This is a genomic window from Bacillus sp. CGMCC 1.16607 (assembly GCF_042683745.1).
Classification (GTDB): domain Bacteria; phylum Bacillota; class Bacilli; order Bacillales; family Cytobacillaceae; genus Pseudoneobacillus.
This window is the reverse complement of record NZ_JBHUJX010000018.1, coordinates 355,259-371,005: the sequence shown is the minus strand read 5'-3', so window position 1 is coordinate 371,005 and position 15,747 is coordinate 355,259. Positions and strand designations below refer to the sequence as shown.

Genomic DNA, 15,747 nt, shown 5'->3' with positions numbered 1-15,747 from the left:
AAATTCATGAAACTTTCCAAAAAATAAATCGTACATATGAGGAGAGAAAATGTTAAATAGTGCATAAATACAGTAATAGAAATAGAGAAATGGATGGAGGAGAAAACAACATGAAACAGGAAAGAGAACGAATTTTAAAAATGGTTGAAGGTGGAAAATTAACGGTTGAGGAAGCTTTAACTTTGTTGGAATTGTTAGAAAAAGATGGAACTACAGAGAAGCTAGAATCTGAGCTTTCAACTACAGCGAAAATGGAGGAATCACAATTCAAACATGAGTCGGAGAAGAAAGACGAGTCGTACTATAAATTTCAATCAGCGAAAGAAAAGATTTTTGAATTTGTTGATACCGCCTTTAAAAAGTTGAAGGATATAGATATCGATTTTAATTTTGGAAAATCGATTGAAATGGCTCATATTTTTCAACAAGCTAGTGCCGACTTTACGGATATGGACATTCATGTGGCGAACGGCTCTGTTAAATTGATTCCTTGGGACCAACCAGATGTTCGAGTGGAGTGCCAAGCAAAAATTTATCGTGTGGAAACGTTAGAGGAAGCGCGGACGACTTTCTTGAACGGTGTTATTTTTTCCATAGAAAATAATCGTTTAACGTTACAGACGCAACATAAGTGGATGAAGGTCGATGCGAAAGTGTATATTCCACATGCGGATTATCATAAAGTGCGTGTCAGATTGTATAATGGGCCAATTGCAGCTGAAAACTTAAATGTTAATGATATGAAGCTAGATACCGCAAATGGAAGGATCACACTCGAAGGGGTAAAAGGGCATAAGGTAGATGTAGAAACGGCGAATGGAAAAATCGAAGTAAAAAATAGTTATTTGGAGGAGTTTGAAGCGGAAACAATTAATGGAGCGATCAAATTTGAAGGTGACATTCAAAGAGGCGAGCTCCATTCGTTTAATGGAAATATCCTTTGTGCAGTAAAGGGTCCAGCATGCGAAAAAATTTCTTTAAAAGCAACAACGGGTAATATTGAATTATTCGTACCGGCTGAAGTAGCGGTCTCAGGTGAATTAAAGACCAATCTTGGTAACTTTGATGTAAATCTAAAGGGCATTCAAATATCTCATGAAAAAAGCGAAATGGTGCAAAAACAACTGAAGTTCCAAACTGTACAACAAATGGAAAAAGTACTACAAGTCATTTCAGAAACAAAAACAGGCTCGATTAAAATCAAGCCAGCAGAAAAGGACGAGGTTTATTTTTAAAGGATAAGTATAACATTTTCGGACTTCGAAAATTGTCAAGCGCAAGCGTCCTAGCCCCGACGGACAGGATGTACTAGTGTCGACAATGCGACAGGACGTCGCGTTTTTGTCACCTCGAGGTCAAATGTTCGCCAGCCAAAAAGTCAAAGAACGACTTTCCGGCTGGCGAAGCATTTGCTTGGCAAACCAAAGAACGGTTTGCATAAGTGCGTCTAGGTCTCTGGCTTCGCTACTCTCGCCAATCGACCAGTCTTCTTTATCGGGGCTGATCAAGGCGCCCCACGCTTTTCTAAAAGGAGGACAAAGATGCGGTGGCTATTTAGTATCCTAATTAATGCGATCTTGTTCATGGCATTGGCAGGTTTTTTTAATGAATTCTTTCATATTGCTGGATTTAGTTCTGCTCTCATTGCCAGCTTTACTCTATCTATCTTGAATGTCTTAGTTCGGCCACTGCTCGTGATTTTAACTTTGCCATTCACTATTTTATCATTAGGGTTGTTTTTATTTGTTATAAATGCTTTTACTTTACTGTTAACTGACGGGATAATGGGTGAAGACTTTGAGATTTCTGGGTTTGGGATGGCACTTTTGTTCGCAATTATTATGGCGATCGCCAATACCATCATTCAGAAAACGATATTGGATAAAAAAGATCGGGATCGATAAAAAAGAGGGTGAGCCAGCATCTAGTAGATGTGGTCACCCTTTTTTTAAATAGTCCAGCGCAAGCGTCCTAGCCCCGACGTACAGGGAGTACTAGTGTCGACAATGCAACTGGTAGCACGAGCTTTCTCGTCTTATTCAAAAGTTATAAAGCCCTCATACCCATCAGATTCTAAGCTCTGTAGAAGTTCTTCGGCGTTTGCTCGATTCGCATAAGCACCAACTTGAACTTTGTATAACCCTTTTGTGGTTGGATTTGCTGGTGGTTTCGGCTGTGATGGAGTAGGGGTTGAAGTAGATGATGTTTTTTCTTTTACTAATTTAAATTGCTCGACAATTCCTTTGACGATTGCATCAGCACATTTTTTACGATAATCCTCTGAACGAATGAGCTTAATTTCTTCAGGATTCGTATAAAATCCACATTCAACTAACACAGCATCCATTTTTGTTTCCCGAAGAACGTGGAAATCGGCTGTTTTGACACCTCGGTTTTTTAACTGTGTTGAAGTGATGAGGTTACGTTGAATTTTCTGTGCAAGTGCAGTAGCTAAAGGAGGCTTTGTCACATAAACATATGTTTCAATTCCTGATGCATTATTCCAAGCAGAACCAAAAGCATTGGCGTGTATAGATACAAACAAATCGACGTTTAAGCGATTGGCAAGGTCTGTTCGTTCTTTTAGAGGGACATCTCGGTCGTCAGAGTGAGAAAAATAGACTGTCACATTGCGATAGGTGTCCAGTAGTTTTTTCGCATAATTCGCAACAGCTCGGGTAAATTCATATTCTTTTAGACCATCAGGACTTCTTTTTCCGGGGGTATTGTACCCATGCCCGGCATCCAACATTATTTTCATCATTTCTCTCCTTTCTAACTTGAAAAATATTGTCTCATTATTAATATATGTAGGAAGGTTAAAAAAGGTTATGGTTGTCTTGGGTGGGAAAATATAGCCAAGCGTAAACCACATCTTTTTGTTCTTTTATAAAAAGTGCTAAAATAGTGTAAGTGTACATATGCTTTTCGCACAAGGAGGAGGGTTTCATTGGCTAAGGTTCGAACAAAAGATATAATAGAACAATTTGATCTCGAGCTAATCAGCGGTGAAGAAGGGATTAATCGCCCGATTTTAACGAGTGATATATCTAGACCAGGGATTGAAATGGCTGGTTATTTTGAGTATTATCCTGCGGAACGAATTCAATTGCTTGGAAAGACGGAATTATCGTTTATTAAACAGTTAAGTGAGTTTGAACGTAATTCGAGAATGAAACGATTGTGTACGGATATTACACCAGGCATCATCATTACGAGAGAATTGGACGTACCCGAAGAATTGATCGAAGCATGTGAGCATGAAGCTGTGCCTCTTATACGTACAAAACAGAAAACGACTCACTTTTCAAGTAAATTGACGAATTTTTTAGAAAGCAAGCTAGCACCTACCACAGCAGTTCACGGAGTGTTAGTAGATATTTATGGTGTTGGAGTGCTCATTACAGGTAAAAGCGGTGTCGGTAAAAGTGAAACGGCATTGGAGCTTGTGAAACGAGGACACCGATTAGTGGCCGACGATTGCGTGGAAATTCGACAGGAAGAAGAAGGAATGCTAGTTGGTAATTCGCCCGAATTAATTGAACATCTGCTTGAAATTCGTGGATTAGGGATTATTAATGTGATGACCTTATTTGGAGCGGGAGCAGTTCGTAGCTACAAACGAATTACACTCGTCATTAACTTAGAAATTTGGGACAAGACCAAACAATATGATCGACTAGGTTTGGATGAGGAAAAGATGAAAATTATTGATTCTCATATTACCAAATTGACCGTACCCGTTCGTCCAGGCCGTAACTTAGCGGTTATCATCGAAGTCGCAGCCATGAACTACCGTCTCAAGAAAATGGGCATGGACGCCGCCCAACAATTCAACGCACGCCTCCACGGCGTCATCGAAGAAGGCGACCACGAAGAAGAGTAACTTCACCACTTTAAAGCAATGGGGGTCAGTCCCCCGGCGGTTTACCGCGGTGAAGTGCCGGGGGACTGACCCCCACCACGTTAATGTGTTAAAGGAGGAGTGAGGAGATGGAGGAGAAGATACAGCCGCTTAATCCGATTGCAATTGAGTTTGGGGCCATTCAAGTTCATTGGTATGGGATAATCATTGGAACGGGTTTGGCGCTAGCATTATGGATGGCAATGAGAGAATCTGAAAAACGTCATTTACAAAAGGAAGTCTTCGCGGATTTGATGCTTTGGGCGATACCGATTGCGATTATTTCGGCTAGAATTTATTATGTCGCCTTTGAGTGGGATTTTTATTCACAAAATTTGAGTCAAATCCCTAAAATTTGGGAAGGTGGTATTGCCATTCACGGTGCCTTAATTGGTTCGGTGGCTACTGCTTACTTTTTTACGAAGGCAAGAGGTGTCTCTTTTTGGAAGTTAGCTGATATTGCCTCACCGAGTATTATTCTTGGGCAGGCCATCGGTCGATGGGGAAATTTTATGAACCAAGAGGCCCATGGAGGCGAAGTTACGCGCAGCTATTTAGAAAATTTATTTTTACCAGATTTCATCATTAACCAAATGTATATTGAGGGTGCCTATTATCATCCGACCTTTTTATATGAATCACTTTGGGATTTTGCAGGGGTCATATTATTACTCACTTTACGGAAGGTGAACTTACGACGAGGTGAAAGCTTTTTAACGTATGTGATTTGGTATTCGATTGGTCGCTTCTTTGTTGAGGGACTAAGAACGGATAGCCTAATGCTTACGGATTACTTGCGAGTGGCTCAGACGATTTCAATATTCTTAATCGTACTTGCTGTTTCCTTAATCATCTATCGTCGAAAAAAGGGACTCGCTGAGGCTCGTTATTTAGATCCTTCTAACATATAAAAATAAGGGAGAAGAGAAGAAATGCTAGCTGGTTCAATCAAAAGGGGATTACTTGTCGGTTTAAAAACAACATGGACACTTGGAAAAATTATTTTTCCCGTGACCCTTATCGTCGCACTCTTACAATATACACCTGTCTTACCTTGGATCATCAAACAAATTGAGCCGCTAATGAAGCTTATTGGTCTGTCAGGGGATGCAGCAATTCCTCTTGTACTTGGGACTTTTCTCAATCTTTACGCAGCCATTGGCTCCATCTTAACATTAGATTTCACCGTAAAAGAAGTTTTTATTATTGCGGTCATGTTGTCCTTTTCGCATAACTTACTTATCGAGACGGGTGTAGCTATCAAAGTAGGGGTAAAACTTTGGTTAGTACTCCTTGTTAGACTTGGACTTGCTTTCGTTTCAGCTATCATCATCAATCTTGTTTGGCGCGGTGGCGGTGAAACCGCTCAATATGGACTCATCCCTACAAAGGAAGAACATGTTTCAGGATTTCTTGCCATATTAGTTGAAGCTTTACAAAAAGCAGGCATCGGAATTTTTCAATTGGCTATCATAGTTATTCCGCTCATGGTAGGGATACAAATTTTAAAAGATAAAAAATGGTTGGATGTTTTTTCAAAATGGATGTCACCGATTACCAAATCTTTAGGGATGAAGGAAAATACTTCAACGACGTTGGCTGCAGGATTGCTTTTCGGTTTGGCTTACGGTGCTGGGGTTATGATTCAAGCAGTGAAAGAAGATGGAGTTAGTCATAAAGATGTGACTACGGCGTTTATTTTTCTAGTAGCTTGCCACGCAGTTGTTGAAGACACACTTATCTTTGTTCCATTAGGAATACCTGTATTACCACTTTTACTGATTCGACTTGGGGTCGCAATTGTCTTAACATTAGTCGTCTCCTTTATTTGGAACCGTACCATTTCGACAAAAAGAAAGGAAGCAGCAACGTATGAACAATAAAATAACGACTATTCTCTTTGATTTAGATGGAACATTAATTAATACAAACGAATTGATTATCACTTCTTTTTTACACACATTGGAGAAGTATTTTCCAAATAAGTACAAGAGGGAGGATGTTCTTCCGTTCTTAGGCCCTACTTTGAGGGAAACATTCGAACCGATGGATAAAGATCGAGTAGATGAGATGATTGCCACCTATCGGGCATTTAATATTAGCAATCACGATGCATTTGTGACGATTTTTCCGACAGTTTTAGAAACGGTGCGTACTTTAAAGGAAAAAGGTTTTAAACTAGCCATCGTTTCGACAAAAGTTTCTGATGTCGTATTAATGGGGCTTAAACTGACCCAACTTGACGAATATTTTGATGTTATTGTTGCTCTTGATCATGTAGAAAAAGCAAAGCCAGATCCAGAACCGATTTTTAACGCGCTGAAACAGCTTGACTCCAAGCCAGAGGAAACGATCATGGTCGGCGACAATTATCACGACATTTTAGCTGGAAAAAATGCTGGCACGAAAACAGCTGGTGTTTCATGGTCCATCAAAGGGCGCGAGCATTTGGAACAGTACAATCCAGATTACATCTTGGAGGAAATGAGCGAATTGCTTGAAATTTTAGAGGTATCATCGGCATGAGGAAAACCGTTCGCTACCCAGTAGAGGGCGCTAACTCTTTATGGCATGTGTACAAAACCGTCCCCTTTTGGAAGGTGGTCAAAAATTTCATCGTCATCCAGCTTGCTCGTTACACACCATTTTTGGGAATGAAGAATTGGTTATACCGTACATTTTTAAAAATGAAAATTGGTGACCAGACTTCATTCGCATTAATGGTTATGCTGGATGTCATGTTTCCTGAGAAAATTAGTGTCGGTCGTAACACCGTCATCGGCTACAACACGACGATTCTTGCCCATGAATATTTAATCAAAGAATTCCGTCTTGGTGATGTTCATATCGGTAGTGAAGTGATGATCGGCGCGAACACGACGATCCTGCCTGGTATCATTATTGGCGACGGAGCTATCGTATCTGCTGGAACCCTTGTACATAAAGACGTCCCAGCAGGATCCTTCGTCGGCGGTAACCCCATGCGAATCATCTACACAAAAGAACAACTACAACAACGCTGGGCAGACGACCCAATATACGGAAACACACAAAAAAACTAAAGCACCCATTACCGCGTTAAAGCGATGGGGGACTGACCCCCGGTGCTTTAACGCTGTAACGTAATGGGGGTCAGTCCCCCAGTGCTTTAATGTGCTAAATAAATCTCATGAAACCAGCTTCAATCCTACTGCCGCCATGAGCACCATTGTAATAAAGACAATTCGTTTCCAATTCTTAGGTTCACCATATAAAATGATGCCGAGCATGGCACCCCCGGAAGCTCCAATTCCTGTCCACACAGCGTAGGCAGTCCCCATTGGCAAGTATTTCATTGCCATGGCAAGAAAGAGAAAACTACCTCCGAAACCAGCTATAAGTAAAAGGAGCGATTGCCAATTTCGATGGTGATGAAGACGGTTAATCATCACGACTCCAAACATTTCAAATAATCCAGCGAGAATCAAAAATATCCAACTCATTTTGCAACAACCTCTTCCTTTTCACCTGTTACAAGCTTCAAACCGATAACCCCCGCCAGCAAAATTAAAATAAGTATAAGTTTGACCAATTTGAATGGCTCACCAAAAAAGAGAATTTCCGATGCAACTGTCCCAGCAGTCCCTAAGCCGACAAAAACGGCATATACAGTGCCAACAGGAAGCTTTTTTCCAGCCATTATGAGAATATAGAAACTGATTGAGATGCTGATAATCGTCCCCAACCAAGTCCAAAAATCATCTGCATGTTTTAACCCAATCACCCAAAACACTTCAAAAAACGCGGCAATAAAAACTTTCAACCATTCTCTGTTCAATTTGCAGCAACCCCTTTCTAAAATAAACAAAAAAGCCCAGAAGATTATAATCACTTATAATCTCCCGGGCTTTTATCCCTCCGTGACACAGATTTTACTTTACCAATTTAAAGCAATGGGGGTCAGTCCCCCGACACTTTAAAGCGGTAAAACAAAGCTGCGAGTTTTCTCTCGGACCAGACCTGAAAAAATGACAGCGGAACCCTAGAAAACATTTTTTATTTACTTGCCCTTTATTATACACAATTTAGTTGATTTGAAAAGGGTCTGATTACTCAGACCCATTCAATGTATTTTTTATTTACCAATAAACATTTGTGTCCACTGATTTCCAGTCGTGTTGTGACCGACACCAATATGTGTAAAGCTGCCGTTTAAAATATTTTTTCGGTGTCCTTCACTATTCATCCAAGCTCGAACAACTTCCTCAGGTGTACGTTGCCCTTGAGCGATGTTCTCACCAGCCGTCTTATAGGACACACCAAAGTCACGCATCATGTCAAAAGGAGAACCATACGTCGGGCTTGTATGGGAAAAATAACCCTTTGCTTGCATGTCATTTGATTTCGTTCTAGCGACAGAACTTAACTTTGAATCACCAATTAAATCACGTAACCCATTTTTTCTTCTTTCCACGTTAGTTAATTCAATAACCTTTTGTTCTGTTGCACTAATTCCTTGTGTCGTTTGTGCTGCAGGTTTTGGTTGAGTTGTTTGAGTCTGTTGCTTCGGTTGTGTTTGTTGTACAGGTTTTTGTTGTCCTGTTACCTGATTTTGCTGCGGTTGCTGCATACTAGGTTGTTGCATTTGTGGTCTTGGCTGTTGTTGAGTTAGACCAGGCTGAACGGTTCCAGTTTGAAATTGCTGCGTATATCTCTGTGCAGCATTTGGAACTGTAAACTGAAATTTTTGGGCGTTTCCTTGTTGTGGACTAAATATTATATAACCATACTTAGCAGGCTGAATTTGTACTGCTCTTGTATGTGGATATTTACCACTATTAATAGTGGTAAAATCAGCAGAAATATTGTCATTCATATTGCCGCCAAGGCCATTTTTCGTATTTCGATTGTTGTTATTAAAACCAACATTTAAGTCATAATCCCTATGACCAACTCCACCATTTAGGTCATTGTTTCGATTGTTATCATAACCTAAACCATCCCAATCATTTACTCGATAATTAACTCGATCAGTCGTAATGTTATTACGTGTATTAGCCGTATTTAAACCTTCTGCGGTATCATTTCCATTTCGAGTAGTGAACGCATCATTTAGATTATCCCCTCGTCTATCGTTTGCAGCGTTGTTATCATAATTACACGCTCCCAGAACTAGTAAAAGGGAACTCGCAGCAGCAACCACCTGTATCTTTTTTATCATGTTTTTCCTTCCTCCTTTTTAGTACATGACATGGTATGATACTTTTTTATTTTGCTAATTCGACTCAAAAAGTATAGGTGGCAAATACCGAGAAAAAAGGAAACTTTCACGCATTAACGCATCGGGGGACTGACCCCCAATGCGTTAATGTGTGAAAGTGTGATTATTTATGGTTGGGAACTCTTCTCGATTGCCTTTCCCATGTGGTATACTACATAGGTTATTAATGTATTTGGAGGAATCCATGATTAAAGACTCTAAAGCAAGACAAGATACGGGAATGCTTCTTTCCTTTTTACCTACAGGAGAATATTACTTTTCAAAGGGTTTGAAGGCGTTTCACCGCCGAGATTTCCTACGTGCGAAAAAGTATTTAGAGCGTGCGTTACAACTTGAGCCAGGGGAACCGATGATTGCTTGCCAGTTGGCTATTTTGTCAACAGAAATGGGTGAATACGATGAGTCCAATCGTTTACTACATCAGATTCTTGAAGAATTTGATGAGGAAATGATGGAGTGTCACTATTTCTTAGCAAACAATTATGCTCACTTAGGCTTATTTAAAGATGCCTATCATCACGCCAATTTATATAAACAATTTGCACCAGATGGTGAATTCAGTGTAGATACAGATGATTTAATCGAGCTATTAACGTTTGAAGCCGATGATCTGGATGAAGAACTATACGAACAGGATGATCTAATTGTTAAACAGGAGCATGCGAGGGAATTACTTGAATCCGGTTATTTTCCTAAGGCCATAGAGGTACTGGAGGAAGTGATTGAGAATTATCCTGAGTACTGGTCTGCATACAATAATCTTGCTCTAGCCTATTTTTATTTAGGGGAAACGGAAAAAGCGGACGAAATTTTACAAGATGTTCTTCTGAAAAATCCAGGAAACCTACATGCTATATGTAATCAAGCGGTTTTCGCTTATTATTTACATGATGAAGAAAAAACATTAAAGCTAAAGTATGCACTTGAAAAAATCAATCCGTTGATTGCCGAGCATCAGTTTAAATTAGGTGCGACCTTTGCTTTAATCGGAGAGTTTACGCTCGGTCATTTTTGGCTTCGAAAGCTTTATAAAAAGGGCTTTGAGGGTGATGGATCCTTTTATTATTGGTTGTCGTACACAGCTTTTCATTCAGGGCATCCAGCATTCGCAAAGTCCATTTGGAAAATTGTTCTTGAGTTGAGCCCAGATAAGGTTGGTCATGAACCTTGGAATGACGATCAGCCCGTTTTAAGTGGTTTTGAGGATCATACGGCATCGATTTTTCAAAAACTTGATAGTGATTATATGGAAGAACGAATGTTTGCTCTCTTTTTAATCGCTGTATCTTCTAAAAAAGATCAGTTAATTGAAACACTTTCTTCTAAACATTGCAAAAAATTGACAACTTTAGAGCAGGACTATTTGTTGTATATAAAAAATATTCACCAAAAAGAGTATGATTTTCATCAGGTTGCTTTACAGCTTTATGAATATCATCAGCCCATCGGGGTTTTAAAATCGGGAATTTATTTACTTTGGTTTTCGATTTTTCAAGATGTACAACAATCTTTGAAAAATCATCAGGCATGGGCAGCAGCTGTGGAATACACATGGTTTAAGCTTCGTGGTGAAAAAATTTCCCAAACAGAAGTAGCTGAAAAATACGATTTATCTGTTTCAACGGTTCAAAAATATGTAAAATTTGTGAATAATAGCCTTCGGTGAGCATATTCTTGGACTCCCATACTGTTGTTTTATAGGATAAAGAATATAGGCAATAATAATCCAAGAAAAGCCGTTTTCTAGCTAAGATCTCTTTCATGAGGAGACATTGAGCTGGACAAACGGATGTTCATTAAGGAGTGGGAATCATGTCTGAAGAAAAAATTTATGACGTCATTATCGCTGGTGCAGGACCTGCCGGTATGACAGCTGCTGTATATACATCTCGTGCGAACCTTTCAACTTTAATGTTAGAGCGTGGGGTTCCGGGGGGACAAATGGCCAATACGGAGGAAGTAGAAAACTATCCTGGGTATGATCATATTTTAGGACCAGACTTATCGACTAAAATGTTTGAACATGCGAAAAAGTTTGGCGCAGAATATGCTTATGGCGATATTAAAGAAATTATTGATGGCAAAGAATATAAAACCGTTGTTGCGGGATCCAAGCAATATAAAGCACGTTCAATCATTATCTCAACAGGTGCTGAATATAAAAAAGTTGGCGTCCCTGGGGAGAAAGAGCTTGGCGGTCGCGGTGTATCCTATTGTGCTGTTTGTGATGGTGCTTTTTTCAAACAAAAGGAGCTTGTCGTTATCGGTGGAGGAGACTCTGCAGTCGAGGAGGGTGTTTATTTAACTCGCTTCGCTTCGAAGGTAACGATTGTGCATCGACGTGATGAGCTACGTGCGCAAAAAATTCTTCAAGATCGTGCCTTTGCTAATGAGAAAATTGATTTCATTTGGAACCATACCATTAAAGAAATTAATGAAAAAGATGGAAAAGTTGGTAGCGTGACACTTGTTTCTACTGAAAATGGGGAAGAACAAGAATTCAAAGCTGATGGTGTATTTATTTACATCGGAATGGTTCCACTTTCGAAACCTTTTGCTAACTTAGGTATCACAAATGAAAATGGTTATATCGAAACAAATGAACGAATGGAAACAAAGGTGCCTGGTATCTTTGCGGCGGGAGACATCCGTGAAAAAACACTACGTCAAATTGTCACAGCAACAGGCGACGGAAGCATCGCAGCCCAAAGCGCCCAACACTATGTGGAAGAACTACTTGAAGAGCTTAAATAATTTAACGCTTTAAAGCACTGGGGGTCAGTCCCCCGTAACTTTAAAGCGGTGAAGCGTGTTAACAAATTTTTCACAGAAAAGTAACTTTGTTTTAATTTGAATGTAACAATAGTGAAATATTGATAAGGTATGATAAGGGTAGAAATTGACCCCCTTTTAAAAATATTTTTCAAAGCACAGGAGCGGATCCTGTGCCTTTTTTTTGCATAGAAATTCTTCAGGGGGCTAAACTAGAGCGTTTTTCGCATTTTGTGTGTATAATTCTGTTCGTTGTTACTGCTATTCAAAAATAGTATAATAAAAAGAATACACTTATACCTATTCGAGGTGAAGGTTTTTGCAACGGGTAACTAATTGTGTCCTTGTTAAGGATGGGAAAATTTTAATGCTCCAAAAGCCGCGTCGTGGCTGGTGGGTGGCACCAGGAGGGAAAATGGAGCCTGGAGAGTCTGTTCGGGACTCATGTATCAGAGAATACCGTGAAGAAACGGGAGTCTATTTGAAAAATCCCCAAATTAAAGGGATCTTTACAATCATTATTGAAGAGGATAGTAAGGTTACCTCTGAATGGATGTTGTTTACTTTTATGGCGACTGATTCGGACGGGGTAAATGTAGATGCTTCAGAAGAGGGAAAGTTGTCATGGTGCGAGATTGACAACGTACGTCATCTGCCTATGGCACCTGGGGATTATCATATCCTTGATTACATGATACACGGCAAAGGCATCATATATGGAACATTTACATATACACCAGATTTTGAATTAATCAGTTATCGACTAGATCCTAGTTCGTAACATAAGATTATAATTACACATTTTAGCGCGTTAAAGCATCGGGGGACTGACCCCCGGTACTTTAAAGTGGTAAAGTAAGGGGGATTTGTGATGAGTACGGGATCGATTTCGGAAACGCAGATGGTTATCATAACTGGAATGTCGGGAGCGGGGAAGACGGTTGCGATTCAAAGTTTTGAGGACTTGGGGTTCTTTTGTGTAGATAATCTTCCGCCTACCCTTCTTCCGAAATTTCTTGAGCTAATGAAAGAGTCAGGAAATAAAATGAATAAGGTTGCATTGGTCATGGACTTGAGAGGTCGGGAGTTTTTTGACCATTTATTTAAAGCGTTAGATGAATTAGCTGAAACCTCATGGGTGAACCCACAAATTCTTTTTCTAGATGCGGACGATTCCGCTCTAGTTAGGCGCTACAAAGAAACGAGAAGGTTTCATCCGTTAGCACCATCTGGATCTCCACTAGAAGGGATTAAACTAGAGAGACAATTACTTGAGGATTTAAAAGGACGCGCTCAACAAATTTTCAATACATCACAATTGAAGCCTCGAGAGCTCCGTGAAAAAATATTAACCGAATTTACTGCGGATAAGAAAAAGATTTTTACGGTCAATGTGATGTCATTTGGCTTCAAACACGGACTTCCGATTGATGCAGATTTAGTATTTGACGTACGCTTTCTACCAAATCCTCATTATATCGACCATATGCGTCCAAAAACAGGTCTTGAAGAGGAAGTATCCACTTATGTATTAAAGTGGAATGAGACGCAGAAATTTTTAGAAAAAGTGACCGATTTACTTAGTTTTATGCTCCCGCACTATAAGAGAGAGGGCAAAGCCCAGTTAGTGATTGCCATCGGATGCACAGGAGGTCAGCACCGGTCAGTCGCGCTAGCTGAGCATATTGGCCAATTTTTCAAAAAAGATTATTACACTTGCATTTCGCATCGTGACATTGAGAGGAGAAAGGATATCACGACATGACAGGAAAAGGGAATCCACGGGTTGTGATTATCGGTGGTGGGACGGGACTTCCTGTTCTATTAAGGGGTTTAAAGCAATATCCTGTAGATATCACGGCTATTGTTACGGTGGCTGATGATGGGGGAAGCTCCGGAAGACTTCGGGAGGACTTGGATATTCCGCCACCAGGAGATATCCGTAATGTGTTAGCAGCCCTATCAGATGTTGAGCCTTTAGTAGAAGAGATGTTTCAGCATCGATTTAAGACATCGAATGAATTGTCTGGCCATTCACTTGGGAATTTGATTTTAGCAGCAATGACTTCGATTACAGGCAATTTTGTGCACGCAATCCAAGAGATGAGTAAGGTGTTGAATGTAAGAGGAAAGGTTCTTCCAGCAGCGAATCAAAATGTGATTTTGAATGCGGAGATGGAAGATGGAACGATTGTGTCGGGAGAATCGAAAATTCCTTTCTCTGGGAAAAAAATTCACCGAGTGTTTCTTTCTCCGAAAAATATTAAACCGCTTCCAGAATCTTTATTAGCCATTCGGCAAGCCGATTTAATTGTGATGGGGCCGGGAAGTTTGTATACTAGTATTTTGCCGAATCTACTTGTTCCGAGATTGGGGGAAGAGGTATGCAAGGCGAAGGGGAAAAAGGTGTATATTTGCAATTTAATGACGCAAGCTGGGGAGACTCATAATTTTACGGCAAGTGACCATGTTCAGGCTATTTATGACCATATGAATGCTTCATTCATTGACACGATTCTCGTTAATAATGAAAATATTCCTGAAAAGGTACAGTTGCGTTATCACGAGGAGCTTGCGAAGCCAGTTGTTTACGATATTAAAAGGTTAGAAGAGCTTGGTCTTGAAGTGCTTCAAGATAAAATTGTCAGTTATGAAAAAAATGTCATTCGCCATGATACGAAAAAAGTGGCAGAAATTTTATATAATATGATAAAAGATGAAACTAAAAAGCGCTTTCATTCGTAAAGATTAAGGTGCAATCGTTTGTCTTATCATCCATGGGATAGACGCCAATCTAGGCATGTCCCTAAAATCTAGCGTTTGTTAAAGAGGGAGGTGACGGGGTGTCTTTTGCATCGGAGACGAAAAAGGAATTAACGAATTTAGAATTAAAAGAATGCTGTGGAAAATCGGAGTTATCGGCTTTGATTCGGATGAATGGGTCTTTATCCTTTTCCAATCGAAAGTTAATTGTCGATGTCCAAACGGAAAATGCGGCGATTGCTAGACGTATTTATACACTGATTAAGAGAAATTACCAAGTTCGAGTAGAATTGCTTGTTCGGAAGAAAATGAAACTGAAAAAGAATAATGTGTATATTGTCCGCTTAGCGGAGCAGGCAAAAGAAATTTTAGAAGACTTGAAAATACTAGGGGAAGGCTTTACCTTTACCCATGATATTGCCGAAGAGCTAGTGCGAAAAAAATGTTGTCGACGGTCTTATTTAAGAGGGGCATTCTTAGCAGGGGGTTCTGTTAATAACCCTGAGACGTCCTCTTATCATTTAGAAGTGTTTTCACTTTATAAGGAACATAACGATTCACTTTGTGAGTTAATGAACACTTTTGATTTAAACAGCAAAACGCTTGAACGAAAAAAGGGCTTTATTACGTATTTAAAAGAGGCCGAGAAGATTACGGAATTCCTTAATATCATTGGAGCACATAATGCGCTTATGCATTTTGAAGATATTCGAATTGTTCGTGATATGAGAAATTCAGTTAATCGATTAGTAAACTGTGAAACAGCAAATTTGAATAAAACCATTGGAGCTTCGATCAGGCAGGTGGAAAACATCCGTTTTATTGAAAAAACGGCTGGTCTTCATATATTGCCAGAGAAACTTCGAGAAATTGCTGAGCTTCGAGTTCAATATCAAGATATTACATTGAAAGAACTAGGTGAGATGGTATCGGGTGGTTCGATTAGTAAATCCGGAATCAATCATCGCCTTCGAAAAATAGATGAAATTGCTGACAAGCTGCGTACTGGGGAAACAATCTCATATTGAGAAACTATACAAATTTTAAG

17 protein-coding genes and 1 riboswitch are annotated in these 15,747 nt (G+C 39.7%); of the genes, 13 read left to right on the top strand and 4 right to left on the bottom strand.

Features of this window, described 5'->3' with window-relative positions:
• Positions 1 to 110: 110 nt before the first annotated feature.
• Positions 111 to 1,235: a DUF4097 family beta strand repeat-containing protein gene (locus ACFSO7_RS12005; protein WP_377877549.1), complete on the top strand. Its 1,125-nt coding sequence runs from the start codon at positions 111 to 113 to the stop codon at positions 1,233 to 1,235.
• 306 nt (positions 1,236 to 1,541) lie between these two features.
• On the top strand, positions 1,542 to 1,904 hold the full coding sequence (locus ACFSO7_RS12000; RefSeq protein ID WP_377877548.1) for a phage holin family protein: 363 nt from the start codon (positions 1,542 to 1,544) through the stop codon (positions 1,902 to 1,904).
• 131 nt (positions 1,905 to 2,035) lie between these two features.
• Here the strand turns inward: ACFSO7_RS12000 and ACFSO7_RS11995 are convergent, their stop codons facing one another.
• Positions 2,036 to 2,761, bottom strand: a complete 726-nt coding sequence (locus tag ACFSO7_RS11995; RefSeq protein ID WP_377877547.1) for an N-acetylmuramoyl-L-alanine amidase — start codon at positions 2,759 to 2,761, stop codon at positions 2,036 to 2,038.
• Positions 2,762 to 2,950: 189 nt separating this feature from the next.
• Here ACFSO7_RS11995 and hprK point away from each other — a divergent pair, with 189 nt between their 5' ends.
• The 5 genes from hprK (at position 2,951) to ACFSO7_RS11970 (ending at position 6,966) form a co-directional block, all read left to right on the top strand.
• On the top strand, positions 2,951 to 3,886 hold the full coding sequence (gene hprK, locus ACFSO7_RS11990; protein WP_377877546.1) for an HPr(Ser) kinase/phosphatase: 936 nt from the start codon (positions 2,951 to 2,953) through the stop codon (positions 3,884 to 3,886).
• A gap of 107 nt (positions 3,887 to 3,993) precedes the next feature.
• Positions 3,994 to 4,815, top strand: a complete 822-nt coding sequence (gene lgt / locus ACFSO7_RS11985; RefSeq protein WP_377877545.1) for a prolipoprotein diacylglyceryl transferase — start codon at positions 3,994 to 3,996, stop codon at positions 4,813 to 4,815.
• Positions 4,816 to 4,836: 21 nt separating this feature from the next.
• Entirely contained in the window at positions 4,837 to 5,787 is a 951-nt protein-coding gene (locus tag ACFSO7_RS11980; RefSeq protein WP_377877544.1) for a nucleoside recognition domain-containing protein, read from the top strand.
• Positions 5,777 to 6,430 carry a pyrophosphatase PpaX gene (ppaX, locus tag ACFSO7_RS11975; RefSeq protein WP_377877543.1) on the top strand — a complete coding sequence of 218 codons (654 nt, stop codon included), beginning with the start codon at positions 5,777 to 5,779 and terminating at the stop codon, positions 6,428 to 6,430. Before ACFSO7_RS11980 ends, ppaX begins: the two co-directional genes overlap by 11 nt.
• Entirely contained in the window at positions 6,427 to 6,966 is a 540-nt protein-coding gene (locus ACFSO7_RS11970; protein WP_377877542.1) for an acyltransferase, read from the top strand. The genes ppaX and ACFSO7_RS11970 overlap by 4 nt, the downstream gene beginning before the upstream one ends.
• A gap of 105 nt (positions 6,967 to 7,071) precedes the next feature.
• Here ACFSO7_RS11970 and ACFSO7_RS11965 read toward each other — a convergent pair whose 3' ends face one another.
• The 3 genes from ACFSO7_RS11965 to ACFSO7_RS11955 form a co-directional block, all read right to left on the bottom strand.
• Entirely contained in the window at positions 7,072 to 7,386 is a 315-nt protein-coding gene (locus ACFSO7_RS11965) for a DMT family transporter (RefSeq protein WP_377877541.1), read from the bottom strand.
• Positions 7,383 to 7,721 carry a DMT family transporter gene (locus ACFSO7_RS11960; protein ID WP_377877540.1) on the bottom strand — a complete coding sequence of 113 codons (339 nt, stop codon included), beginning with the start codon at positions 7,719 to 7,721 and terminating at the stop codon, positions 7,383 to 7,385. Before ACFSO7_RS11960 ends, ACFSO7_RS11965 begins: the two co-directional genes overlap by 4 nt.
• Before the next feature lie 59 nt (positions 7,722 to 7,780).
• Positions 7,781 to 7,940: riboswitch (guanidine-I (ykkC/yxkD leader) on the bottom strand.
• A gap of 78 nt (positions 7,941 to 8,018) precedes the next feature.
• On the bottom strand, positions 8,019 to 9,104 hold the full coding sequence (locus tag ACFSO7_RS11955) for a CAP domain-containing protein (RefSeq protein ID WP_377877539.1): 1,086 nt from the start codon (positions 9,102 to 9,104) through the stop codon (positions 8,019 to 8,021).
• A gap of 244 nt (positions 9,105 to 9,348) precedes the next feature.
• Here ACFSO7_RS11955 and ACFSO7_RS11950 point away from each other — a divergent pair, with 244 nt between their 5' ends.
• The 6 genes from ACFSO7_RS11950 (at position 9,349) to whiA (ending at position 15,727) form a co-directional block, all read left to right on the top strand.
• Positions 9,349 to 10,830, top strand: a complete 1,482-nt coding sequence (locus ACFSO7_RS11950) for a tetratricopeptide repeat protein (RefSeq protein ID WP_377877538.1) — start codon at positions 9,349 to 9,351, stop codon at positions 10,828 to 10,830.
• Between the two features lie 146 nt (positions 10,831 to 10,976).
• Positions 10,977 to 11,918 carry a thioredoxin-disulfide reductase gene (gene trxB, locus ACFSO7_RS11945; protein ID WP_377877537.1) on the top strand — a complete coding sequence of 314 codons (942 nt, stop codon included), beginning with the start codon at positions 10,977 to 10,979 and terminating at the stop codon, positions 11,916 to 11,918.
• A gap of 337 nt (positions 11,919 to 12,255) precedes the next feature.
• On the top strand, positions 12,256 to 12,717 hold the full coding sequence (locus ACFSO7_RS11940; RefSeq protein ID WP_377877536.1) for an NUDIX hydrolase: 462 nt from the start codon (positions 12,256 to 12,258) through the stop codon (positions 12,715 to 12,717).
• A gap of 90 nt (positions 12,718 to 12,807) precedes the next feature.
• Complete coding sequence (rapZ, locus tag ACFSO7_RS11935) at positions 12,808 to 13,701, top strand: RNase adapter RapZ (protein ID WP_377877535.1); 894 nt, start codon at positions 12,808 to 12,810, stop codon at positions 13,699 to 13,701.
• The gene (locus tag ACFSO7_RS11930) at positions 13,698 to 14,681 is read left to right on the top strand and encodes a gluconeogenesis factor YvcK family protein (RefSeq protein ID WP_377877534.1); all 984 of its coding nucleotides are present in this window, start codon (positions 13,698 to 13,700) and stop codon (positions 14,679 to 14,681) included. The genes rapZ and ACFSO7_RS11930 overlap by 4 nt, the downstream gene beginning before the upstream one ends.
• Positions 14,682 to 14,779: 98 nt before the next feature.
• Positions 14,780 to 15,727, top strand: coding sequence for a DNA-binding protein WhiA (gene whiA / locus ACFSO7_RS11925; protein WP_377877533.1), 948 nt, complete (start codon positions 14,780 to 14,782; stop codon positions 15,725 to 15,727).
• Positions 15,728 to 15,747: the final 20 nt, after the last annotated feature.